22 protein-coding genes are annotated in these 20,215 nt (G+C 61.9%); 9 read left to right on the top strand and 13 right to left on the bottom strand.

Annotation, left to right across the window (positions count from 1 at the left end; genetic code table 11):
• Positions 1-8: 8 nt before the first annotated feature.
• Positions 9-353, top strand: coding sequence for a DUF6949 family protein (locus tag NKJ28_RS22850; protein WP_352570897.1), 345 nt, complete (start codon positions 9-11; stop codon positions 351-353).
• A gap of 18 nt (positions 354-371) precedes the next feature.
• Positions 372-899 (top strand): gamma carbonic anhydrase family protein, encoded by a 528-nt coding sequence (locus NKJ28_RS22845; RefSeq protein ID WP_352637002.1) that lies wholly within the window; start codon positions 372-374, stop codon positions 897-899.
• 27 nt (positions 900-926) lie between these two features.
• Here NKJ28_RS22845 and NKJ28_RS22840 read toward each other — a convergent pair whose 3' ends face one another.
• The 5 genes from NKJ28_RS22840 to NKJ28_RS22820 all read right to left on the bottom strand — a co-directional run bounded on the left by NKJ28_RS22840 (position 927) and on the right by NKJ28_RS22820 (position 6,999).
• Positions 927-1,436 (bottom strand): hypothetical protein, encoded by a 510-nt coding sequence (locus NKJ28_RS22840; RefSeq protein WP_352637000.1) that lies wholly within the window; start codon positions 1,434-1,436, stop codon positions 927-929.
• A gap of 16 nt (positions 1,437-1,452) precedes the next feature.
• The gene (locus NKJ28_RS22835) at positions 1,453-4,560 is read right to left on the bottom strand and encodes a class I SAM-dependent DNA methyltransferase (protein ID WP_352636999.1); all 3,108 of its coding nucleotides are present in this window, start codon (positions 4,558-4,560) and stop codon (positions 1,453-1,455) included.
• A gap of 203 nt (positions 4,561-4,763) precedes the next feature.
• The gene (locus NKJ28_RS22830; protein WP_352623276.1) at positions 4,764-5,363 is read right to left on the bottom strand and encodes a transglutaminase-like cysteine peptidase; all 600 of its coding nucleotides are present in this window, start codon (positions 5,361-5,363) and stop codon (positions 4,764-4,766) included.
• Between the two features lie 262 nt (positions 5,364-5,625).
• Positions 5,626-6,243 (bottom strand): PilZ domain-containing protein, encoded by a 618-nt coding sequence (locus tag NKJ28_RS22825; RefSeq protein ID WP_352636998.1) that lies wholly within the window; start codon positions 6,241-6,243, stop codon positions 5,626-5,628.
• A gap of 117 nt (positions 6,244-6,360) precedes the next feature.
• Entirely contained in the window at positions 6,361-6,999 is a 639-nt protein-coding gene (locus NKJ28_RS22820; RefSeq protein WP_352492545.1) for a PAS domain-containing protein, read from the bottom strand.
• Positions 7,000-7,391: 392 nt separating this feature from the next.
• On the opposite strand from NKJ28_RS22820, the gene NKJ28_RS22815 reads away from it, so the two are divergent.
• The 4 genes from NKJ28_RS22815 to NKJ28_RS22800 all read left to right on the top strand — a co-directional run bounded on the left by NKJ28_RS22815 (position 7,392) and on the right by NKJ28_RS22800 (position 10,874).
• Positions 7,392-8,162 (top strand): rhomboid family intramembrane serine protease, encoded by a 771-nt coding sequence (locus tag NKJ28_RS22815; protein ID WP_352623264.1) that lies wholly within the window; start codon positions 7,392-7,394, stop codon positions 8,160-8,162.
• 100 nt (positions 8,163-8,262) lie between these two features.
• On the top strand, positions 8,263-8,694 hold the full coding sequence (locus NKJ28_RS22810; protein ID WP_023674810.1) for a CBS domain-containing protein: 432 nt from the start codon (positions 8,263-8,265) through the stop codon (positions 8,692-8,694).
• Positions 8,695-8,884: 190 nt separating this feature from the next.
• On the top strand, positions 8,885-10,384 hold the full coding sequence (gene gatB, locus NKJ28_RS22805; RefSeq protein WP_352623263.1) for an Asp-tRNA(Asn)/Glu-tRNA(Gln) amidotransferase subunit GatB: 1,500 nt from the start codon (positions 8,885-8,887) through the stop codon (positions 10,382-10,384).
• Position 10,385: 1 nt separating this feature from the next.
• A complete protein-coding gene (locus NKJ28_RS22800) occupies positions 10,386-10,874 on the top strand; it encodes a GNAT family N-acetyltransferase (protein ID WP_352636997.1) in 489 nt (162 codons plus the stop codon).
• Positions 10,875-10,890: 16 nt separating this feature from the next.
• Here the strand turns inward: NKJ28_RS22800 and NKJ28_RS22795 are convergent, their stop codons facing one another.
• The 5 genes from NKJ28_RS22795 to NKJ28_RS22775 all read right to left on the bottom strand — a co-directional run bounded on the left by NKJ28_RS22795 (position 10,891) and on the right by NKJ28_RS22775 (position 15,910).
• Positions 10,891-11,232 (bottom strand): hypothetical protein, encoded by a 342-nt coding sequence (locus tag NKJ28_RS22795; RefSeq protein ID WP_352636996.1) that lies wholly within the window; start codon positions 11,230-11,232, stop codon positions 10,891-10,893.
• A 152-nt stretch (positions 11,233-11,384) separates the two neighbouring features.
• Complete coding sequence (locus NKJ28_RS22790) at positions 11,385-12,593, bottom strand: hypothetical protein (protein WP_352636995.1); 1,209 nt, start codon at positions 12,591-12,593, stop codon at positions 11,385-11,387.
• A 152-nt stretch (positions 12,594-12,745) separates the two neighbouring features.
• Positions 12,746-13,045: a hypothetical protein gene (locus NKJ28_RS22785; protein ID WP_352472757.1), complete on the bottom strand. Its 300-nt coding sequence runs from the start codon at positions 13,043-13,045 to the stop codon at positions 12,746-12,748.
• Positions 13,046-13,139: 94 nt separating this feature from the next.
• Positions 13,140-14,540 (bottom strand): ArnT family glycosyltransferase, encoded by a 1,401-nt coding sequence (locus NKJ28_RS22780; RefSeq protein ID WP_352636994.1) that lies wholly within the window; start codon positions 14,538-14,540, stop codon positions 13,140-13,142.
• A gap of 209 nt (positions 14,541-14,749) precedes the next feature.
• Positions 14,750-15,910 carry a helix-turn-helix transcriptional regulator gene (locus NKJ28_RS22775; RefSeq protein ID WP_352570906.1) on the bottom strand — a complete coding sequence of 387 codons (1,161 nt, stop codon included), beginning with the start codon at positions 15,908-15,910 and terminating at the stop codon, positions 14,750-14,752.
• A 258-nt stretch (positions 15,911-16,168) separates the two neighbouring features.
• Between NKJ28_RS22775 and NKJ28_RS22770 the strand changes: the two genes are divergently transcribed.
• The 3 genes from NKJ28_RS22770 to NKJ28_RS22760 all read left to right on the top strand — a co-directional run bounded on the left by NKJ28_RS22770 (position 16,169) and on the right by NKJ28_RS22760 (position 17,662).
• On the top strand, positions 16,169-16,567 hold the full coding sequence (locus tag NKJ28_RS22770) for an NADH:ubiquinone oxidoreductase subunit NDUFA12 (protein ID WP_023674818.1): 399 nt from the start codon (positions 16,169-16,171) through the stop codon (positions 16,565-16,567).
• Between the two features lie 155 nt (positions 16,568-16,722).
• Positions 16,723-17,205: a DUF2155 domain-containing protein gene (locus NKJ28_RS22765; RefSeq protein ID WP_023674819.1), complete on the top strand. Its 483-nt coding sequence runs from the start codon at positions 16,723-16,725 to the stop codon at positions 17,203-17,205.
• Positions 17,206-17,293: 88 nt separating this feature from the next.
• Entirely contained in the window at positions 17,294-17,662 is a 369-nt protein-coding gene (locus NKJ28_RS22760; protein ID WP_352637029.1) for a hypothetical protein, read from the top strand.
• Between the two features lie 83 nt (positions 17,663-17,745).
• On the opposite strand, the gene aat is transcribed toward NKJ28_RS22760, so the two are convergent.
• The 3 genes from aat to accB are packed head-to-tail and all read right to left on the bottom strand — an operon-like array spanning position 17,746 to position 20,200.
• Positions 17,746-18,363 (bottom strand): leucyl/phenylalanyl-tRNA--protein transferase, encoded by a 618-nt coding sequence (gene aat, locus NKJ28_RS22755; RefSeq protein WP_023674821.1) that lies wholly within the window; start codon positions 18,361-18,363, stop codon positions 17,746-17,748.
• Positions 18,364-18,378: 15 nt separating this feature from the next.
• Positions 18,379-19,722: an acetyl-CoA carboxylase biotin carboxylase subunit gene (accC, locus tag NKJ28_RS22750; RefSeq protein WP_352636993.1), complete on the bottom strand. Its 1,344-nt coding sequence runs from the start codon at positions 19,720-19,722 to the stop codon at positions 18,379-18,381.
• Between the two features lie 19 nt (positions 19,723-19,741).
• A complete protein-coding gene (gene accB, locus NKJ28_RS22745; RefSeq protein WP_023674823.1) occupies positions 19,742-20,200 on the bottom strand; it encodes an acetyl-CoA carboxylase biotin carboxyl carrier protein in 459 nt (152 codons plus the stop codon).
• Positions 20,201-20,215: the final 15 nt, after the last annotated feature.

Here is a 20,215-nt window from a genome sequence, read left to right as displayed (position 1 = left end):
GGGTAAAGATGGGCCCGGTCGAACAAATCATATTCAGTTTTATGGCTGGGCTGACGGCTTGCGGCCTGACCGGATCGGTGATGGAGCTGATCGCCGGCCGTAGGCTTGCCTTCGTCCAGCCCTATGTATCGTCGAAGCACATGCTGCGCTCGCTCGCCACGACGGCTTGCGCCGGGCCGCTGATGTTCGCCAACGAGGCGCTGGACGCCTGGCGCGAGCGTCGCATCTCGGTGCTGGGGCTGATCTCCTGCGGCTGTACGGCGACCATCTGGGCGCTGGCGCTGGGCATGGTGGTGATCGCCATTGCGTCCTGGGCGGCTTCGCTTCTAGGGTCTGGCAGCTTGTCGGTGTGAGACGATCTGGAGACAGCAATGCCGATCTACGCGATTGACGGAAAAGCGCCCGCCTTCGAGGACGCCGACAGCAACTGGATCGCGCCCGATGCCACCCTGATCGGCAATATCAGCATTGGCCGCAATGCCGGCTTCTGGTTCGGCGTCGTCGTCCGCGGCGACGATGAGCCGATCGTCATCGGCGCCGACACAAATGTGCAGGAGCACACAATCATGCACACCGACGCCGGCTTTCCGCTGACCGTCGGCCAACGCTGCACGATCGGCCATCGCGCCTTGCTGCATGGCTGCACGATCGGCGACAACAGCCTGATCGGCATGGGCGCCATCGTGCTGAACGGCGCGAAGATCGGCAACAACTCGCTGGTCGGCGCCGGTGCGCTGGTCACCGAAGGCAAGCAATTTCCCGACAATTCGCTGATCGTCGGCTCGCCCGCGCGCGTCGTCAGGATGCTCGACGAGGCCGCAGTCGCCAGGCTGCGCGCCTCGGCCGCGTATTATGTGGCAAACGGCAGGCGGTTTAGGGCTGGGTTGAGGAAGGTCTAGTGGCAGCTCACGGGCGCGAATTTGCCCCTACCTTGGAAGGAAGTATTTCCGTTGCCCCTCATGTTCGCCGGTTCGGGCAACGCCGGTCGCGACCAGCGTCTCCAGAACCTCCTCGATCCGGTCGCGACGCTTGGCGGTATTCCTGCCGTCGAATACCTTGGCGATGGCTTCCGGCGGGGCGGGCGCTGGCGCCTTTGCGAGTAGATCCCGCACCAGCCTGATCTGCTCCAGACCGTCTGTAGGCCATTTTGGGCGGTCCACAATGTCGGGCAGTTCGATGTCGAGCGTGCCAACGTGTTCGCCTTCCGCCATCGGAGCTTTCACGCCCAGCTTCGGTATCTGGTAGTCGGGGCGGAGCCAGCGTACTTGCCCACGTTTTTCCTCGGCTGCCCGTTCCTGATTGAGCGCCACCAGCCGGGTCAGCAATTCTTCCTCTGCCTGCTCTTGCGCCTTTGTCTTGTGAGGCGAAGGCAATGTCGCGCCGGGTTTGCCAACCAGCGCCGGGATCAGGTCTTCCCAACCATACGCGGTGAGCACGGCGCGGTCGATGTCATCATGAATTTCCTTTCAGCACCGAGATCAGTCCTGCCTGATGCACATTGCGCTCAGCATCGGTCAGGGATGGCACGTCACAGCCGTTTTCTAACTCGCGCAGGCGTTCCAGCGCATTGTAGAGACCAGTCATCGTGAGGAAGAAGTGCTGTGCGAGCTGTGTCTTGCGGAAAACGTCCAGCCGTTCGCCAAGCTCGCGAAGGCGTTCTTGCTGAGCATAGAGAGGATCCATGGATGTCAGTCTCGGATCAACGGCAACCGGGAACGGAAATGGCTCGAACGTCTCACTCTTTGCGTAGACGGGATCATTGCCGACGCCCATCCATGCACCCTTAGCGATGGACCAAACAACGTGCAGACGCGAGGAAAGCACGGCGGCATGTTCGGCGGACGCGAGACCGACAGCAATCAGCTTGTTGTCCGGTCGAATGCTTGCGTCTAGGAACTGGAAAAACCTATGCTTCGCCGTCTCAACGGTCGTGATGTAACGCGGAAGGGCGCGGACCATGTCGCGAAATTCGGTGCGTACACGTCCAAATAGCCACCAGTTTGCCCGAATATCGCTGTCCCGGTTGTGGTCACGTTCCGGCTTTACGTTCTCCAGAACGTGTTGGTAAATAGCTGGAAAGCGGCTGCCGACTTCGTCAATGTCGAGCGGATACAGGTCGATTACCATGGCCCCTCGTGAACGGGCGGTAATATCTCGACCGTTAAGATAGGGGAGGATATGTTCGTCAGCGCCTGCAATCGTTCCGCGCCCAAGTGCTTGGGCTTGGCTAACGGAAACGATGAAGCCAGCGCCGTGTAGCTTTACGCCGGGTCGCGATAATTCTTCGTTCGCAAGCAATGGCTTCGCGGATGCGGTGTTTGCTCCAACAACAAGATTTTCTCGGACTTTGCCCTCCTGTTGGTCCAGTTGGACCTGGGGAGTGTCTGTATTAAGCCCCATCTCCGCCAAGACTTCAGCCAGTACACCCTCGCGATCACCCTTCTCTGCAACGGTCATGGCGATGCGAACTGCGGCCTTGTCCGCGGCCTTTAGCCATGGATGATCGGGTATTGCGAAGACCAGAGACAGAGGCTCCTTGGCGACCATATGGCGCTCGATGACACGTCGCGAGAAGGTCTGGGTGATGGAATTGGTCGTGATAAAGCCGAAGCGTCGCAGGGGATTCGTGGCGTCCTTGGTTGGCTTCCGTAAAAGGCGGGTCGCAGCCTCGTCCCAGAAGTGCATGACGAAATCCGCCCCGCCTGGAATATGCGGACGCGCCGCCCAGCAAGCTTCCGCATAACCGTCGCCAAGCTCCTGTCGTATGTCCTTGCCGCCTATAAAGGGCGGATTGCCGACGATGAATTCGACCTCCGGCCAAGATGCGCGCTTCGGGTTGACATAGCTATAGAGCGGCACTTGTGCGCCGGGATCAGGGATTTCCTCGCCCGTAATTGGATGCAGTTTCTTTGTCACACGATCCCAGCGCGAAAGAGGCCGTCCGCTGGCATCCCGTAGCAATTCCTGCCGATTATAGGCGATCACTGCATCCTGCTCTCTGATCGTGCCATAAGCATGTAAAATAGGTTCCGTGATCGAGGCTAGACCGGCGGTCTTGAGCTGCCATTTGAGGTAGCCGATCCACAGCACGAGGTCGGCGATGGGGACAGCGCGGCGGTTCAGTTCAAGCCCATAAAACTGACGCGGGTTGACCGTCTCACCTTCCATGGCGAACCGCCCCTGATCCTCACCCAGATCGTCCAGGGCCTCCAGCACCTCACCTTCGAGCCGCTTCATCAGCTCAAGACTGACATAGAGGAAATTGCCAGTGCCACAGGCCGGATCTAGCACCCGCGTGGTGCAGAGCTTGTGATGATAGGCCTTGACCGCCGCCAAGGCTCCGGCATGGTCCCCCTTGTCGCGCAACTCCTTCACCTGCCCCTGAACCAGCTCCCAGTCGGCGCGCAACGGCTCGATGATGGTCGGCACGACAAGACGCTCGACATAGGCGCGCGGTGTATAGTGCGCACCGAGCTTTGACCGTTCGCGCGGATTGAGAGCACGCTCAAGAAGCGTGCCGAAAATCGCAGGCTCCACATCCGACCAATCCTTGCCTGCCGCGATCCAGAGTTCGTTGATGTCGTCCCTGTCGAGCGGGAGCGCGGCCCGCTTTTTGAACAGCGAGCCGTTGAATTTCTTCAAGGTGGCGTTGAGGTGTGGCGCATAGCCTCCGCCATCCATCACTGCCCACAGGCTCTCCAGCGCCGCTACGAAGTGCTGGGGCGTGTCCTTCATCTGGCCCAGCAGCTTTTGAAAGCCCTTCTCGGGGATAAGCTTCACGTCTTCCGCGAACATCGTGAACAGGCACCGCATGAGGAATTCGGCAACGTCCTTCGCGTCGTGCTTGCCTTCCAGTCGCTTAGCGATCTTGGCCAGGCGTTCTGCTATGTCGCGCGTGACCTCCGCCGATATACGGGTCGGGTCGAGTGCTAGCGGGTCCGTCCAGATCGCCCGCAGCCGCGCCTGAATTTTCGCGTCGCGAAGATCGTCCATGCCTATGCGAAAGGTCTGACGGTCGGGGAAGTGGGCGTAGTTTTTGCCCTGACCGGAGAAGTCGGCGAAAACCTCGATAGTATTGCCAACATCCACCACCAGCAGGAACGGCGGATAGCCATGCTCAACCGGCAGGGCGCGGGCATAGTCCTCCGCCTGTTTGCGGGCAGCGAGCATCACCTGGTCCCAGCCGCGCGTGCCGCGTTTGGCCTGACCGGGCTTGCGTTGGGCTGCGTCTTCCGGGAGCAGCAGAAGCTGGCTGGGATCGACTTTGGTGGCTTGACGCTTGCCGGACTGCTTGGCTTCGAGAATGAAACAGCCGCGTCGATAGCAATCGATTCGGCCCGCCGAGCGAGTGCCGTCAGGATGCTTGAAATCCACCCGGCGTTCGAAAACGTAGTCGTTCAGTTGATTCTGCTCCTGCGCCATCGCGGGACGCGGCAGATTGAGCGCGATACACAGGCGCTCGATGAAAAGCTGATAGTTGGCGAGCTCAGAACCGCCAGAGGCACGCGCCTCAGCGATCAAGGCTTCCAATTTTTCGGTGTCGGCCAGGACTTCCCCCATGGGGCCAAACTACCCACCGCAAGCCGTGGATGACAACGCAAAAGACGGTATGCGTCGAAAACGAAGCTGGATAACTGCGACTATTTTCTGGGCTAGGTCCCACCCGGAAATGGTGGAGCCGGCCCGGGGACGGGGCCGGCTCCTTAAACCCGGTCGTTGGGGACGGGGAGGGTGGGGACTCGACCGGGTTTTGCGTCGCGTCCTCAGCGGACGCTGGCGACCGCGTCGGAGCGGCCGTCGTTGATCGTCACCCAGGCGCCGGAATTCCGCTCGGACTGGCGCTTCAGGTAGGTGTAGCCGGTATTGGTCCAGGACAGCACCTTGGGCTGGAGATTGTCGAGGATGAACTCGCCAAGGCTGGTGCGCACGGTCAGCACCGCATGGCCTTCGCCATTGCGCTGGCGCACCACCGTCATCAGCAGATCGCCGGCCGGCACGCCGATGCTCATCAGCTCGCGGCGCTTTTCCAGCGCATAGTCCTCGCAGTCGCCGAAGCCGCTATTGGGAAAGGACCAGACTTCCTCCTTGCCCCACATTTCCATGTCGGTGCGCGGCGCGACCCTGCTGTTGACCGAATTGTTGACCTTGACGATCGTTGCCCACAGCTTGCGGGTCAGCTCGACGGGTGCCCGGCCAGGCGTCCTCTGATTGCATTCCTGCGGAAGCTGCTGGCACAATTCGTAGTGTCCGACCGGCTGCGTGGTGCGGCCGCCGGTGTGCATGAAGGCCGGCTCCGCCGCGTTTACAGTCCCCCAACCGAAAAGCTGCATCGCTATTGCCGCCAGCAACAGCTTGCCCCTCATCCTGTTCATTATTCAGTCTCCCCGTTTGAGGAGACAATGACACGACTGGATTTATTTGACGCAAAAGTGCGAAGTAGACATTAAGTAAAACGCCAATAGAATAAACATAAAATTTGACGCAATTGAATATAGAATTGTTTAAGGATTCCAGCCGGGCATGTTCCCATGCTTCGTCGCACCGTTCGAACAGCCAGGATGGCGGGACAGAGGGGGGCGCGAAGGATCGCCAGCCTCTCTTCCCGATAGTGCTAACGCTTCCGCGTCAGCCGCGCGATGAGCTGAATTCGGTATCGAGCGTTTCCGGCCGCTGGATGACGGCGAACTCGATGGCGAGGCCATCTTCGAAATGCCGCACTATCTGGCCGCGCATGGTGCCCAGCGTCACCTGGACGCCGATGGCCGGCTTGACGTCGATCTCGATCGCCGCGCCCGACAGCGACAGGTCGATGATGCGGCACTGGTACTGGCGTCCGTCGGCAAGCTGCAGCACGCTCGTCGAGTTGCGCGGTGCGACGCGTTCATGGCGGCGGTCTTCCGGCAGGTCGAGCTCGTGCTTGTTGGCAAGCCAGGTCAGTTGCGCGGCGAGCTTGTCCCTCTTGCGCTCCGACGCGATGACGGTCATCGCAAAGCCATCCTGCAGTGTGCGGGTGATGACGCCTTCGATGCGGCCGATGTGATCGATGTAGGCAATGACCTTTTCGCCAGCCAGGCCGGCGCGCTCGGTGCGCAGCGCAACGTTGCCGGGCGACATGTCGACCACCTGGCAGGGATGTTCGGTGCGGTCTTCCAGCATGAAGCGTCCGTAAATTTTCACGCGGACGCGCTGAAAGTTACGCCTTTCAGCTTGGGACGGCGCATGGTCGACCGCCGCTGACCTCATCACTGCCATACCCCGTTCGGCATTCCGCGCATGGATGCGGGGAATTTCAGCGGAAAACTACAACAAAGCAGGTTAACAAAGGGGAAAGCCCGGCGCTGTTGCTTTAAGCTTTGGGCATCATTCCTCGCGTCCGCCGTCGAAGACGACCAGGTGACGGATGCGGCGAGCCTGGCCGAGCGCCGAAATCGTCTCGGGCGGGTCGAATTCCGATGGGGCGAGCGAGGGAACCTCTATCGCCGGCCGGTTCTTCAGGAACATCGGCTCCTTGTCGGGATCGACGACACGGATCGAATCGATCAAGGCGTCGAGAACCGGGTCGGCACCCAGCCAGAAGGGTTTTTCGACGGCGCTTATCACGCCGAGGCAGCGCGGGCTCTCGACACCGCCGTCGAGCGGCAGCGCGAGCAGCTCGAACCTGTTGGACCGGCCGTTGCGGCTGAAACCCTCATAGGTGATGAGCATCACCGATTTCAGGTCGAAGACGCCATCGGTCAGCTTCGAAATCAGTCGCTGGTCCTTCTCGCGCCACAGTGAAGGGAATGAAAACCCCTTGAGTTCGCGGCCATAGACCGCGCAGAGCCTGGTGCCGGCCAGCCGGAACACCGCTTCGCCGCGCGTGTCCTTTTCCAGGATGAACGTGTCGGCCAGCAGCGACTTGATATCGGCCGGTTCGACTTCCGAGCGTTTCGGGGCAGGGCGTCCGTCACGCAACCGGTTCCAATAATGGAACAGCGTGATCGATCCGGTCTGGTTCATGCTAATGCTGCTCCGCGCATTCTGTCTTCTGATGTCCCATCGGTGAACAGAAGGGCGCCCTCCGAAGACCTACATGCGTTGCGGAGCAGGATGCGTGCCAGCATCGTTAATACTTGTTCACGGGTCGGGGCGGTTAAGGTTAACAACTGGTTTACGTTGCGCGCCTGCCAGTCCTGTGGCACACCAAAACCACTCCAGAAGCGGTCGTTTTGCGACGATCGGCAGCACTTCAGTCAAGAGTTCAGGGGGAGCAAGGGGGCTCGACCAGCCGTTCAAGGGAAACCTTGGACGGCTTCTTTTTTGATTCGGGGCTGCTGATTCGCCGTTTGTGATTCGGTTGGCCGTGATCTACATGCTCGCCAAGTCCAATCCAGCGACTGAGTGCAAGCCATATGAGCGACCCAGAAAGCCCACCGGAGATCGAGCAGGGCCAGGGTGGGCCTGTCGCCCGCGAACCGGAGCGCCGCCGCGAGCCGGTGTTCAACCTGCCGCCCGTGGTGCTGGCGGTGATCGCCATCTGCGTCGTCGTCTTTCTGATGCAGCAGTATGTGCTTAGCCAAGACCAGCAGTTGACACTATTGTACGACGGGGCCTTCATTCCTGTTCTCTACACTGGCCAATACGGCTTCGACTGGTTCCTGTTTTCTCGGCCCTTTACATATGCCTTCCTGCATGGCGGCTTTGCCCATCTTGCCATCAACATGGTGTGGCTTGCGGCCTTCGGCTCACCGCTGGCCAACCGCTTCGGCGCGCTGCGCTTCAGCCTGTTCTTCGCCGCGACCGGACTGGCGGCGGTGGCGCTGTTCTGGGCCATGCATCCGCTTGGCGAGGCGCCGCTGGTCGGCGCCTCCGGCGCGATTTCCGGCATGATGGGCGCGGCGGCACGCTACGGCTTCCGCATCGACCGCTCGTCGGGCAAGGCCGCCTTCGCCGGCCAGCCTTTGCCGATGGCGGCGGTGCTGCGCTCGCGCGGCGTCGTCACCTTTCTCGCCATGTGGATGGTGATCAACCTCGCGACCGGCCTCTTCGGCCTGGCGCCCGGCATTGACGGCCAGATCGCCTGGGAAGCCCATATTGGCGGCTTTCTTGCCGGCTTCTTCGGCCTGCGGTTTTTTGATCGGCGAGAGCAGGTGCCCCGGCAGGCGGACGAGCCGGAGACCTGAGACCGCCGCACTTGAAATGCAACCGATCGCGGCGCACCATGTTCATCCCAGGGAAAGCCGGCCAGGGCAGGAGCCGGCAGGAAATGCAGAGGAGGACGCCATGACTGTTAAGGCAATTCTCGAGGCAAAAGGCCACGACGTGGTGACGCTCGGGCCGAACGAAAAGCTCAGCGAAGCCATCCGCATGCTTTCCGAACACAGGATCGGCGCGCTGGTCATCACCAACGGCGATCACAAGATCGTCGGCATTCTTTCCGAGCGCGATGTGGTGCGGGTTCTCGCCAAGGAGGGGGCGGCGGCGCTCGACCTTGCCGTCCGCTCGGCGATGACGCCCAAGGTGAAGATCTGCAATGAGAACCACACCGTCAACGAGGTCATGGAGATCATGACCAAGGGCCGCTTCCGCCACCTGCCGGTGGAAAAGAACGGGCTGCTCGACGGCATCGTGTCGATCGGCGACGTGGTCAAGCGGCGCATCGAGGATGTCGAGCGCGAGGCCGAGGAGATCAGGGCCTATATCGCCACGGCATGAGGCGACGGCGGCCGGGTTGCCGACAGGTCGATTTTTCAAGCTGCTATCGCAGTTCGTCGCGGCAGGTGCGGGCCTGTGCCGCGTCGGCGCCTGCGGCTTTGCGCTTGTCTCTTTTGGCGGTTTGCACTAGCGAAGTTGCACATCAAAATATGCGTTCTCGCATATCCGCAATTTCAATATGCAGGCCCTTATGAGCATTATCGACACCCGCACGCCCGACGCCAAGCGCCTGGTTCCCGGCGCCACCGGCGACTGGGAGATCATCATCGGCCTCGAGGTCCACGCGCAGGTGACCTCGCAGGCAAAGCTGTTTTCCGGCGCCTCGACCATTTTCGGCGCCGCGCCCAACGCCAATGTCAGCCTGGTCGACGCGGCGATGCCCGGCATGCTGCCGGTCATCAACGAGGAATGCGTCAAGCAGGCGATCCGCACCGGGCTGGGCCTGAAGGCCGAGATCAACCACAAATCGGTCTTCGACAGGAAAAACTATTTCTATCCCGACCTGCCGCAGGGCTACCAGATCTCGCAGTTCAAGCAGCCGATCGTCGGCGAGGGGAAGGTGATCGTCTCGGTCGGCCCGGACCGGCAGGGCGAATTCGAGGACATCGAGGTCGGCATCGAGCGCCTGCACCTGGAGCAGGACGCCGGCAAGTCGATGCACGACCAGCATGCGACGATGTCCTATGTCGATCTCAACCGCTCCGGTGTGGCGCTGATGGAGATCGTTTCGAAGCCGGATATGCGCTCCGCCGATGAAGCCAAGGCCTATGTCACCAAGCTGCGCACCATCGTGCGCTACCTCGGCACGTGCGACGGCAATATGGACGAAGGCTCGCTGCGCGCCGACGTCAACGTCTCGGTACGCCGGCCCGGCGGTGAATTCGGCACGCGCTGCGAGATCAAGAACGTCAACTCCATCCGTTTCATCGGCCAGGCCATCGACTACGAGGCGCGCCGCCAGATCGCCATCCTGGAGGACGGCGGCAAGATCGACCAGGAAACGCGGCTGTTCGACCCCAACAAGGGCGAAACGCGCTCGATGCGCTCCAAGGAGGAAGCGCACGACTACCGCTATTTCCCCGATCCCGATCTTCTGCCGCTGGAATTCGACCAGGCCTATGTCGACGCGCTGGCAAAGGACCTGCCGGAACTTCCCGATGCCAAAAAGGCGCGGCTGATCGCTTCGCTCGGCCTGTCGACCTACGACGCCTCGATCCTGGTATCGGAAAAGGCGGTCGCCGATTATTTCGAGAAGGTGGCGGCCGGGCGCGACGGCAAGCTCGCCGCCAACTGGGTCATCAACGACCTCCTGGGGGCCTTGAACAAGGCCGGCAAGGACATTGAAAACGCTCCTGTTTCACCCGACCAGCTTGGTGCTGTCATCGACCTGATCAAGGAAGGCACCATCTCCGGCAAGATCGCCAAGGATCTGTTCGAGATCGTCTGGAACGAGGGCGGCGATCCGCGTCAGCTGGTCGAAAGCCGCGGCATGAAGCAGGTCACCGATACCGGCGCCATCGAAAAGGCGGTGGACGAGGTGATCGCGGCCAACCCGGACAAGGTCGAACAGGCGCGCGCCAAGCCGACCATGGCCGGCTGGTTCGTCGGCCAGGTGATGAAGGCGACCGGCGGCAAGGCCAATCCGCAGGCGGTCAACGAGTTGGTCAAGGCCAGGCTCGGGATCGAGTAGGATGTTCGTCCGCACCGCCGGCGAGCGCGATCTGGCGGCGGTGCGCGCATTGCTGATCGAGACGTGGCATGCCACCTATGACGCCATCTATGGCGCGGCGCGGGTTACCGAAATCACCGATGAATGGCATTCGATCGCCGCGCTCAAGGCACGGCTGACGCGGCCGAACTCGGAGTTCCTGGTCGCCGACGACGGCAAAAGCATCGGCGGCATGGCCTTCGCCGCCGCCACCACGGATCCCGCGATCGTCATGCTGAACCAGCTTTACGTGCATCCGGCCTGGCAGAGGCAAGGCATCGGCCAGGCGCTGCTGGACGAGATCGAGGCCAGCTTTCCGGAGGCCCGGACGCTGCGTGTCGAGGTCGAGGAAGCAAATGCTCCGGCCGTTGCCTTTTACCGCGCGAGAGGGTTCTTGCCCGCCGGCAACACGGCCGATTGCGGCGGCGCCTCGGGATTGCCGGCGCTGGTTTTGGAGAAGGCGATCGGCTAGCTCGTTCGCCTGACGTTCAGTTGCGTTTCTCAGGCAGGTTGGAGCAGCCGGCAGCGAGAAACTCGCACGGCAGGCTGCCGCCGCCGCCCGACGTGTGCGGGGGCGTGGCGGCTTCGATTTTTTCGACCTCGTAATATTTCGAGGTGACGCCCCATTTTTTGACGCCCTGGCACGTCGAGCGCACGCCAACCTCCGTCGCCTTCGCCGCCGTCTTGTAATAGGTGGTGATCCGGCAGGATTGGCTGACCGGTAGCGCGTTCGCCGGGCTCGTGACCGGCGGCATGAAGTTCGGGAAGGCAAGCAGCGAGATTGCCGCAATGATCCTGACGGCGGGCATGGTGAGGGGAAGGTGCAGCATCGTTTGTCTCCATCGATGGCGCCGCTCGCTCGTGGCGCAGCGGCGCAATTTGTTCCCGCAAGATCAGGCCATGAAGCCGGGGCTGCCGCATCTGCCGCGCGGGGGATGGCGGCAGCGGTCTGAACCGCCGCCGTCATCCGCGAGCGGCCGCGTCAGGGCGTTTTCGGCTTGATGGGCGTCTTTATCGGAACGGCGACTTTTGGGGGCCGGACCGTACTGGCTCCACCGTCGACGGCCAGCCCGCCGCTGTTGAGATAGCGTACCGTATAGTGCAGCTCATAGCCCGGAACTCTGACCCATGTAGGTTTGTGATTGAACTGGTCCGGAGGCCTCGAATACCACTTCGGGATCTGCATGATCTTGGAACCGGCACCGAATCCCGCAGTCTTGGCCGCTACCGCGAAGGCGCTGTCTCTGGGATCGTTCGGCGGCTGGTCGACATTGCCGATGACGACCAGCGAATCGTATTTTCGCGCGTCGAGCCTGAGTACGGGAAGGTTCAGCGCAGCCACGTCGCCTTCGCGCATCGTCAGGGCTTTCTGAACGCCGTCCTCATTGGCATAGACGTTGAGGTTTATGGCCTCGGATTCCGCATAGACGACATTGTTGTGGAAGTCGCGGGCTGGCAGGCGTGTGAGGCTGTCGAAGGTCACTTCAACCGTCGGCTTGGCTATGGCGTCCGTCACCACCAGGTTGCGCCGCGGCACCGTCCAGAAGATGAGATCATCGCCGGTGGCCTGCGTGCCGGCATCGGAGCCGTCTATGGCCGAGCATTTCGAATTTGGAACCGGCGTCGTCACCGGCAGAGGTGCCGAAAACGAGCTGCGTACCTGGGCGTCGATGTAATTGCCGACGTTGAAAACGTCTTCGAGGATGTTGCCGCCCTCGAAGCTCGCCGGGCCGGGTTGCGAGCGGATGATGACCTGGCTGGAATCGGTCTGCCAGCCGCTGCAGAAGACGTTGACGTCTATGGGAATGCCGATGTGGCGGTCGGAGGTCACCGGGATCGAGACTTTGATGGTCAGGATGTAAGGAACTTTGACAAACCACCTGTTCGGCTGGTTCAGCATCTGCGTCGCAAAGCGCGACGGCCGCCATTGCTTCAGCGATTCGATCGATGCGCGTGACGATCGTCCCTGGGCGGCCAGCTGTGCGTTGGTGGCGTCGACCTTGGCTTGCGCCAGGTTGCGGACGGTGTTGGTGATCAGGAACACGCCGAGTTCGGCTTTGCAGGGCCTGTTCGATTGTGTGGCGTTGCATGGGGCAAGTGCCGCACTGGGAACCGGCGGCCCCGAAGGCGGCGGCTGGGCCGCCGCGGTGGTCGCCATCAGGCAGATGAACAGCATCGTGCAGGTTTTCAACATGGTATCCTCGCTCTGTCGTTGGAAACCACCCTCCGGCTAGACAGCAGCATTTCTTCGATGGCGGTTCATCGCCCGCACGGGGGATGAACCGCGAAACATCGGGCAGGCCCAGCGACGTTGAGCCGCCGCCGTCCTTTCGGATTGGGTGTCTACTGCTTCACGACGCCTTTGGTTGTCGCCATCGGCGCGACGACCTTGGGCTTGGGGGTTTTCGGGCCGGGGTCGACTACCAATGCGGCCGTGCAGGAACATTTGCCCGAACCGCAGTTCAGGTCGCCCTTGCACATTTTGGAATGCCGCATATCGGTGCAGTCGGCGGTCCCGGAGCAGGAGCAACTGCCTTGCCCAATCGTTCCGGACTGACATTTGAAGCTCCATGCCGGATCGGCGGCAAGGCCGGCCACAGCGAGCGATACGGCAAAAAGCGTCGTCGAGATGAGCTTGCGCATGAATACCTCCCGGTTCTATCGAGCGATGGAACCACGAAGCAGCAACGCCTTCATCTCCCGCGCGGGGGACGAACTCGCATACCGGTGACGATCGTCAATGCTGTCCCTTCAGCACGACGAGATAGCCGCGTTCGACGCGAAGCCGGAACGCGATTTGCCCTGCAGTGCCGGGATCCTTGGAAACCTTGTCGATGACATAGCCGCTGGGATGCGAGCCAAGCCATTCTTCCGGTTTGTCGGTGCTTTCGAACGGCTTTTGCAACCGGGCCAGGAAGCCGACTTCGCCCTGATAGTCGAAAGCCACGGCCCAGTCCGCATCCTTTCGCTCGTCGATGAAGTTGGCGAGCGGCGTCAGATCATAGCGTTTGAACGCGGTCGCCGATGCCACCGCGTGGCCGATGCCGAAAATGACAAGCATGACGATGGCCGAGCTCTTCAGCCTGGCGAGCGGGATCTCCGCCATGAAATAGCCGAACAGGATGACCACGAACGGCAACATCGGCACGACATAATGAGGCTGCTTGCCGGATATCGCGCTGAACACCAGAAACACGGCAACGAACGAGAATGACAGCAGGCGCAAGGCGCGCAGATCCGGCGACTTCGCGTCGATCAGGCTGCGTATCCGCGTGGGCAGCTTCAACCGCCACACCTCGGGTATGAAGATCCACGGTATGAACATGACGGGCAGCAGCAGCAGATAGAAATAGAACGGCCGGCCGTGCGAATTGCGCAAATTGCCGGTGACGCGCCCCGCCGACTGGTTCCAGACGAGATCATAAACGAAATTGCCTTTTGTCAGGATGGTCGCCGGCACCAGCCAGATCGCCACCGGAATTAGTGCGGCGAGCAGGGCCAGGCCCACTCCAGCGAGGAAGTTCGGTGTCGTCAGTCCCACCCGCCCGTCGCGCCAGAACGGGTAGAACAGGATGGGCGCGCCCATATGGATCAGCACCACCGGGCCTTTCGTCAGCACGCCCATGCCGATGAACAGCCCGGCCAGAACGGCCTGCCAGCGGTTGCCGCTGCGGGCAAAGGCAATCAACGACAACAGCGCGGCGAGCACGAAGACCGTCAGCAACAGGTCGAACAGGATCAGCGTCGAATAGATGACGAACACGCTGCTTCCGGCAACCAGCCAGGGGATGCGCCGCGCGATGTCGTCGCGGCCCGGAAACAGGGTCTTTGCCAACGCCGTCGTCAGCCAGATGACGAGCGAGGAGGCGGCGAAGATGACCAGCATCGCCGCCGGCCGGCTGGCGCCGAAAATATTCCAGACAAGGTCGATAAGCCAAAACAGCAGTGGCGGCTTCTGCAGATAGGGCGCGAAATTCATCGTCGGGACGAAGATCTGTCCGCTCAGATACATTTCCCAGGTGACGCTGAGATATCGCGTTTCGTCGACGGGCAGCAGTGGCCGGAAAGCGACCGCGATTACGATCAGCCCAAGCAGAAAGAGGTAGGGGAGCAGCCGCTCGGTAGATGTCGGTGTCAAAGATCGAGATCCGCGCCAGAAACCATTTTCATTCCAGCCGAGCATAGTGCCGCGTTTCTGGACCGCGAACGACCGCACCATGATTTTGGCCGAATTGCAACGATGCCGGTTTCGTTTCGCAGATTTTGCGGACGATGGTCTCAAGGGCTTGAAAAACTTGCCGGCCGAGTCTTTTGGACCGCTGCCGGTTCCGGGGAACCTGAGCAAAATCAACTGGAGCGCAACGGCGGTGACAATTCGCGCATCAACAGTTCGAGCTCGCGCTGATCGCCTGTACCGGTCTTGTCGAAGATCGTCGCCAGCTGCGACTTGACGGTGCCGTCCGAGACGCCGCCGGCCGCGGCGATTTCCTTTCGCGTCAGGCCGGCGGCAACGTGACCGGCGACGCGCCTTTCTGCCGCGGTCAATCCGAACAGCGCCGCAATGGCGTCCAGCGCCGGGGTCGGTGTCGAACCGGCCGCGGCGATGAAGATCGCTGCGGCGGCGCGTTGCGAGATGCGCGCCGAGATTTCACGCCGCGCCAGCGGCATGACATGGGCCACCGCCGGAACGACCGTCCTGGCCAGGGGAATGTTGATGCCGCAAGGTCCGAGCGCGAATTCGTCGCGCGTGCCGAGCTGGACGGCACGGCCGATCGCGGCGTTGGCGTTGGCATAGGTGAACGAAAGCTGTCCGCGCACGCAAGCGACCGAGATGTTTTCGGCGAGCAGCGCTTCGGCTGACGGGTTGGCGAAGATGATGGTCATGTCTTCTGCGACGATCAGCACCGGATGGTCGAGGCTTTCGATGATGGAGCGGAAGATTTCGGCCTTGCGCCGCTCGGCCTCGAACAGGTCGCCGATGGTCACCGCGCGCCGCACATGCGGTGCCAACAGGCAGACAAGCTCGATATCCTCGCGGGAAATCTGGCGCCTGTCCTTGTCGGTAACCACCATCAACGTGCCGATCCGGGTCGGCCGCTTCATCAACGCCACCCAGAAGAAATCGTCCAGGCGGTTGGGTTGCACCCATTCGCGCACGATGCGGCTTTCGAGCCATCTCTGTCGCGTATCCGGGCCTTGCAGGGCGTAGATCGAATCGACGGTGAACGGCACGTCGATCTCCATCTTGGGAACCGCCGCATAGAACGGCACTTGCGAGCCGTAGTCATGCTTCAACGGCTCAAGAACTGCGGGATCGCCGCAAGACACCGAAAACCGCGCGGAGCTGCTGATCGTGTCGATGACGGCGAGCATGGCAAGCTGGCCTTCCGCCAGGTTGCAGATGGCCTCGAGTGTCGCCTGCCAGCGGTCGACGTCGGCAATCGAATCGTAGATCGCCTCAACGACCTGCGGCAACGCGCGACCGGCCGTGCCCGCCAGCGATGACATGAGCCCCTCTCATTTGCCGTCCTTGAGGCAACGAAGCTTCAACTCCTAGAATAACGCTGCGTAAGGTTGCCAACAACCCATTTCATCTGCTTCGCTCGGTCGCGAGGATCGCATGAACGTATCGCTTCGCCGCCAGCCATTTGCTCGCCGGTTGCGGCAAGACCCTTGCCTTCGCAATGCCGTGACGCCATAAGCAGGAAAAGGCGCCGCCGCAGCCGCCGCGAGGACTTGCTACAAGGACTTGCCACGAGGATTTGAATGAAAACTTTCCTTCTGCAGTTTTTCACCTGGTGGAACAGCCAGACATTGGGAACGCGCTTCCACACATGGCGGCATGGCAAGAAGGTCGGGCAGGACGAGGTCGGCAACGTCTACTACGAGGGCGGCGTCGATTCGGAAGGCCGCACCCGTCGCTGGGTCATCTACCGCGACTATTCGGAAGCCTCGGCGATTCCGCCCGGCTGGCATGGCTGGATCCATCATCGTGTCGACGTTGCGCCGCCAAGCGAAGACTACAAGCCACGCGACTGGCAAAAGCCGCATGTGCCGAACCTCACCGGCAGCCCCGCGGCCTATCGCCCGAAAGGCTCGGTGCTGACCAACCAGCATCGTCCGCAAGTGACGGGCGACTACGACGCCTGGACGCCTGGTTCGTGATCGATCGCCGTGACACGCGCGCGGTCCCCACGGGGGCGTCCCCACGGGGGCGGTCCTTTGTCGCCACAATTGCTGTTTAGCTGTTTGCTGATCCGACAGCAGCAACTAGCCTTGGCGTTAAGAGAATCACCCGGGCGCAAACCACCGGACCTTGCATGAGCATGTTCAGCCGAATTTTGACGGGCGGATTAACCGCGGTCGTTCTCGCTTCTATGGTGGCGCTTGCTACTGCGCAGGAATTGGCGCCGCCTGCGCCGGACGCGTCGGTGGCGCCTGCAGCACCCGCAGTATCCGAGCGCATCACCAATCCCGTCGCTGAATTCGCCGGCATCGACAAGATCACCGGCCGTATCATCACCTTCGATGTCTACATCGACGAGACGGTGCAGTTCGGCGCTTTGCAGGTGACGCCGCGCATCTGCTATTCGCGGCCCGAAAACGAAGAGCCGAAGACGGATTCGTTCGTCGAGGTCGACGAGATCACGCTCGACCGGAAAATACGCCGTATCTTCACCGGCTGGATGTTTGCCGAAAGCCCCGGGATCAACGCCGTCGAGCATGCCGTCTATGATATCTGGCTGAAGGGCTGCAAGCAGAAGTCCGACGTGCCAGCACCCGCCGCCCCCAAAACCAACTAGAATGTGTCAGCGCGCGGCGGATACCGCGTCTCGCGGAACCGCCGTGTTGCCCGAGCGTTGGTGCCTCTCTACGGAGGAGGTTGCCATGATGATGGCCAACAAGAACGAACTTCTCGACATCGAAAGGGGATTCTGGAGCGGCGGCGCCGACTATTTCAAGGCCAATGCCGATACCGAATGCCTGGTGGCCTTCCCGCAGATGGCGCGGGTGATGAGCAATACCGATCTGGCCGCAACTGCCACGGACCCGAACCGCTGGCGCGATCTCGACATCGACCTCAAGGGCATCATCGAGCCGGGCAGCGACATCGTCGTGCTGACCTACGAGGCGCGTGCGACGCGGCAAGATGGCGAAGCCTATGCGGCGCTGGTCAGCACCGGCTATGTCCACCGCGTCAATGGCTGGAAGATGATGTTCCACGCACAGACGCCGCTGGTGACGGCAGCAAAAGGCTGACCGGCCGCAAGAGCAATTCCAGGAAAGTGTGAACGGCTTTCCGTCCGGAATTGCGTTTCTGTGAAACGATGAACCATACCAGTTTATGGAAAAAACACGGCCTCGCCCTTCAGCGCCTCGGCCAGCATCTTCTCGTACTTGCCGCGCGGCACGTCGATTGCACCGAAGCGTTTGAGATGCTCGGTGGTGAACTGCGTATCGAGCAGTGCAAAGCCACGCGCCTTCAGGCGTTCGACGAGGTGAACCAGGCAGGCCTTTGACGCGTCGGTCTCCCTGGCGAACATGCTCTCGCCGAAGAACACGCGGCCGAGCGATACGCCGTAGAGCCCCCCGACCAATCGGTCGTTGTGCCAGGCCTCGACCGAATGGCAATGGCCCATCCGATGCAGCTCGATATAGGCTTCGCGGATCGGCGCGTTGATCCAGGTCGACCGACGTTCCTCGCGCCTTTCGGCGCAGGCCTCGATCGTCGCCTCGAAGTCGAAATCGATGCGGAACTCGAACAGGTTCTTGCGGATCGTCTTTCTCAGGCTTTTCGGTATGTGGAACCCGTCGAGCGGAATGATGCCGCGCGTCTCCGGCCGCACCCAGAATACTTCGGGGTCATTGGCGCTTTCGGCCATCGGGAAGACGCCGGAGGCATAGGCTTTGAGCAAAAGGTCGGTCGGGATGCGATAACCGGGTGCGTAGGGACGGGTCATCACTTCGCCCCTGTGTCACTCGCCTTCGGCCAGGTATTTTTCCAGCCAGTGGATATCGTAGTCGCCATTGGCGATGCCGGCGTTGCCAACGAGGTCGCGAAACAGTGGCAGCGTCGTCTTGATGCCGTCGACGACGAATTCGTCGAGCGCGCGCCGCAGCCGCATCATGCATTCGACGCGGTTGCGGCCATGCACGATCAGCTTGCCGATCAGGCTGTCGTAGTAGGGCGGGATCTTGTAGCCGGAATAGACGCCGGAATCGACACGGATGCCGAGGCCGCCCGGCGTGTGGAAATGGGTGATGGTGCCCGGCGAGGGGGTGAAGGTGCGCGGATCCTCGGCATTGATGCGGCATTCGATGGCATGGCCGTGGAAGCGGATGTCCTCCTGGCGCACCGAAAGTCCGCCGCCCGAGGCGACGCGGATCTGCTCGTGCACGAGGTCGATGCCGGTAATCGCCTCGGTCACCGGATGTTCGACCTGCAGGCGCGTGTTCATCTCGATGAAATAGAACTCGCCGTCCTCATAGAGGAATTCGATGGTGCCGGCGCCGGAATAGCCGAGATCGGCGATCGCCCTGGCGCAGACGCCGCCAATATGCGCGCGCTCCTCGGCATTGAGCGCCGGCGAGGGCGCTTCTTCCCAGACCTTCTGGTGGCGGCGCTGCAGCGAGCAGTCGCGCTCGCCGAAATGCACGCCGCGCCCGGCGCCGTCGCCGAACACCTGCACTTCGATATGGCGCGGCTTCTGCAGATATTTCTCGATATAGACTGCGTCGTCGCCGAAGGCCGCACCCGCCTCCGAGCGTGCCGTCTGCAGCGCCACCTCGAGATCGGCCTCGCTACGCGCCACTTTCATGCCGCGCCCGCCGCCGCCGGCCGACGCCTTGATGATTACGGGGTAGCCGATCGCGGCGGCAATGCGCTTGGCTTCCTTGTCCTCGGTGACCGCGCCGTCGGAGCCGGGCACCACGGGAATGCCGAGGCGTTTTGCGGTACGCTTGGCCTCGATCTTGTCACCCATGATGCGGATATGGTCGCCGGTCGGGCCGATGAAGGTGATGTTGTGCGCGGCGAGGATGTCGGCGAACTTGGCGTTCTCCGACAGAAAACCGTAGCCGGGATGCACCGCGTCGGCGCCGGTGATCTCGCAGGCGGCGACGATCTGGTGGATGTTGAGATAGCTGTCGCGCGACGGCGGCGGGCCGATGCAGACGCTCTCGTCGGCGAGACGCACATGCATGGCGTCGGCGTCGGCGGTCGAATGCACCACCACCGTCTGGATGCCGAGCTCCTTGCAGGCGCGCAGCACCCTGAGGGCGATTTCGCCGCGATTGGCGATGAGGATTTTCTGGAACATCTTTCGCCTGTTCCCGGCTCTACTCGATCACGACGAGCGGCATACCATATTCGACCGGCTGCGCATCTTCAAACAGGATCGCCGTCACCGTGCCGGCGCGCGGCGAGGGGATCTGGTTCATCGTCTTCATTGCTTCGATGATCAGCAGCGTCTGGCCTTCCTTGACCTTCTGGCCGATTTCGATGAACGGCCTGGCGTCGGGCGACGGTGCCAGATAGGCGGTGCCGACCATCGGCGAGGCAACGGCGTTCTTCGACACGTCGGGCGTCGCCGGCGCGGCCGCTGCCGCAGGCTGCGCGGCTGCCGGGGCATAGGCCGGCTGAGCTGTGGCGACGGCATGGACGGCCGGGGCCTGCCGCGAGACGCGCACCTTCAGATCGCCCAGCTCGACCTCGATCTCGGTCAGGTTGGTGTCGTTCAGTATGCCCGCCAGATCGCGGATCAGCTGCTGGTCAACACCGTTCTTCTTTATCGACATTTTCGAGCCTTCTGT

This window comes from Mesorhizobium sp. M0145 (assembly GCF_040322355.1).
GTDB lineage: Bacteria > Pseudomonadota > Alphaproteobacteria > Rhizobiales > Rhizobiaceae > Mesorhizobium.
The sequence above is the reverse complement of the archived record's forward strand: the minus strand, read 5'-3'. Positions and strand labels throughout refer to the sequence as shown.

Excerpts from the sequence above, each read along its gene's own strand:
- gatB (WP_352623263.1), top strand. The coding sequence starts at position 8,885 with ATGAGCATTATCGACACCCGCACGCCCGACGCCAAGCGCCTGGTTCCC.
- aat (WP_023674821.1), bottom strand. The coding sequence starts at position 18,363 with ATGACCCGTCCCTACGCACCCGGTTATCGCATCCCGACCGACCTTTTG.
- NKJ28_RS22770 (WP_023674818.1), top strand. The coding sequence starts at position 16,169 with ATGAAAACTTTCCTTCTGCAGTTTTTCACCTGGTGGAACAGCCAGACA.
- NKJ28_RS22765 (WP_023674819.1), top strand. The coding sequence starts at position 16,723 with ATGAGCATGTTCAGCCGAATTTTGACGGGCGGATTAACCGCGGTCGTT.
- NKJ28_RS22845 (WP_352637002.1), top strand. The coding sequence starts at position 372 with ATGCCGATCTACGCGATTGACGGAAAAGCGCCCGCCTTCGAGGACGCC.
- NKJ28_RS22820 (WP_352492545.1), bottom strand. The coding sequence starts at position 6,999 with ATGAACCAGACCGGATCGATCACGCTGTTCCATTATTGGAACCGGTTG.
- NKJ28_RS22825 (WP_352636998.1), bottom strand. The coding sequence starts at position 6,243 with ATGAGGTCAGCGGCGGTCGACCATGCGCCGTCCCAAGCTGAAAGGCGT.
- NKJ28_RS22775 (WP_352570906.1), bottom strand. The coding sequence starts at position 15,910 with ATGTCATCGCTGGCGGGCACGGCCGGTCGCGCGTTGCCGCAGGTCGTT.
- NKJ28_RS22795 (WP_352636996.1), bottom strand. The coding sequence starts at position 11,232 with ATGCTGCACCTTCCCCTCACCATGCCCGCCGTCAGGATCATTGCGGCA.
- NKJ28_RS22815 (WP_352623264.1), top strand. The coding sequence starts at position 7,392 with ATGAGCGACCCAGAAAGCCCACCGGAGATCGAGCAGGGCCAGGGTGGG.
- NKJ28_RS22830 (WP_352623276.1), bottom strand. The coding sequence starts at position 5,363 with ATGAGGGGCAAGCTGTTGCTGGCGGCAATAGCGATGCAGCTTTTCGGT.
- NKJ28_RS22835 (WP_352636999.1), bottom strand. The coding sequence starts at position 4,560 with ATGGGGGAAGTCCTGGCCGACACCGAAAAATTGGAAGCCTTGATCGCT.
- NKJ28_RS22760 (WP_352637029.1), top strand. The coding sequence starts at position 17,294 with ATGATGGCCAACAAGAACGAACTTCTCGACATCGAAAGGGGATTCTGG.
- NKJ28_RS22785 (WP_352472757.1), bottom strand. The coding sequence starts at position 13,045 with ATGCGCAAGCTCATCTCGACGACGCTTTTTGCCGTATCGCTCGCTGTG.
- accB (WP_023674823.1), bottom strand. The coding sequence starts at position 20,200 with ATGTCGATAAAGAAGAACGGTGTTGACCAGCAGCTGATCCGCGATCTG.
- NKJ28_RS22810 (WP_023674810.1), top strand. The coding sequence starts at position 8,263 with ATGACTGTTAAGGCAATTCTCGAGGCAAAAGGCCACGACGTGGTGACG.
- accC (WP_352636993.1), bottom strand. The coding sequence starts at position 19,722 with ATGTTCCAGAAAATCCTCATCGCCAATCGCGGCGAAATCGCCCTCAGG.
- NKJ28_RS22800 (WP_352636997.1), top strand. The coding sequence starts at position 10,386 with ATGTTCGTCCGCACCGCCGGCGAGCGCGATCTGGCGGCGGTGCGCGCA.
- NKJ28_RS22850 (WP_352570897.1), top strand. The coding sequence starts at position 9 with ATGGGCCCGGTCGAACAAATCATATTCAGTTTTATGGCTGGGCTGACG.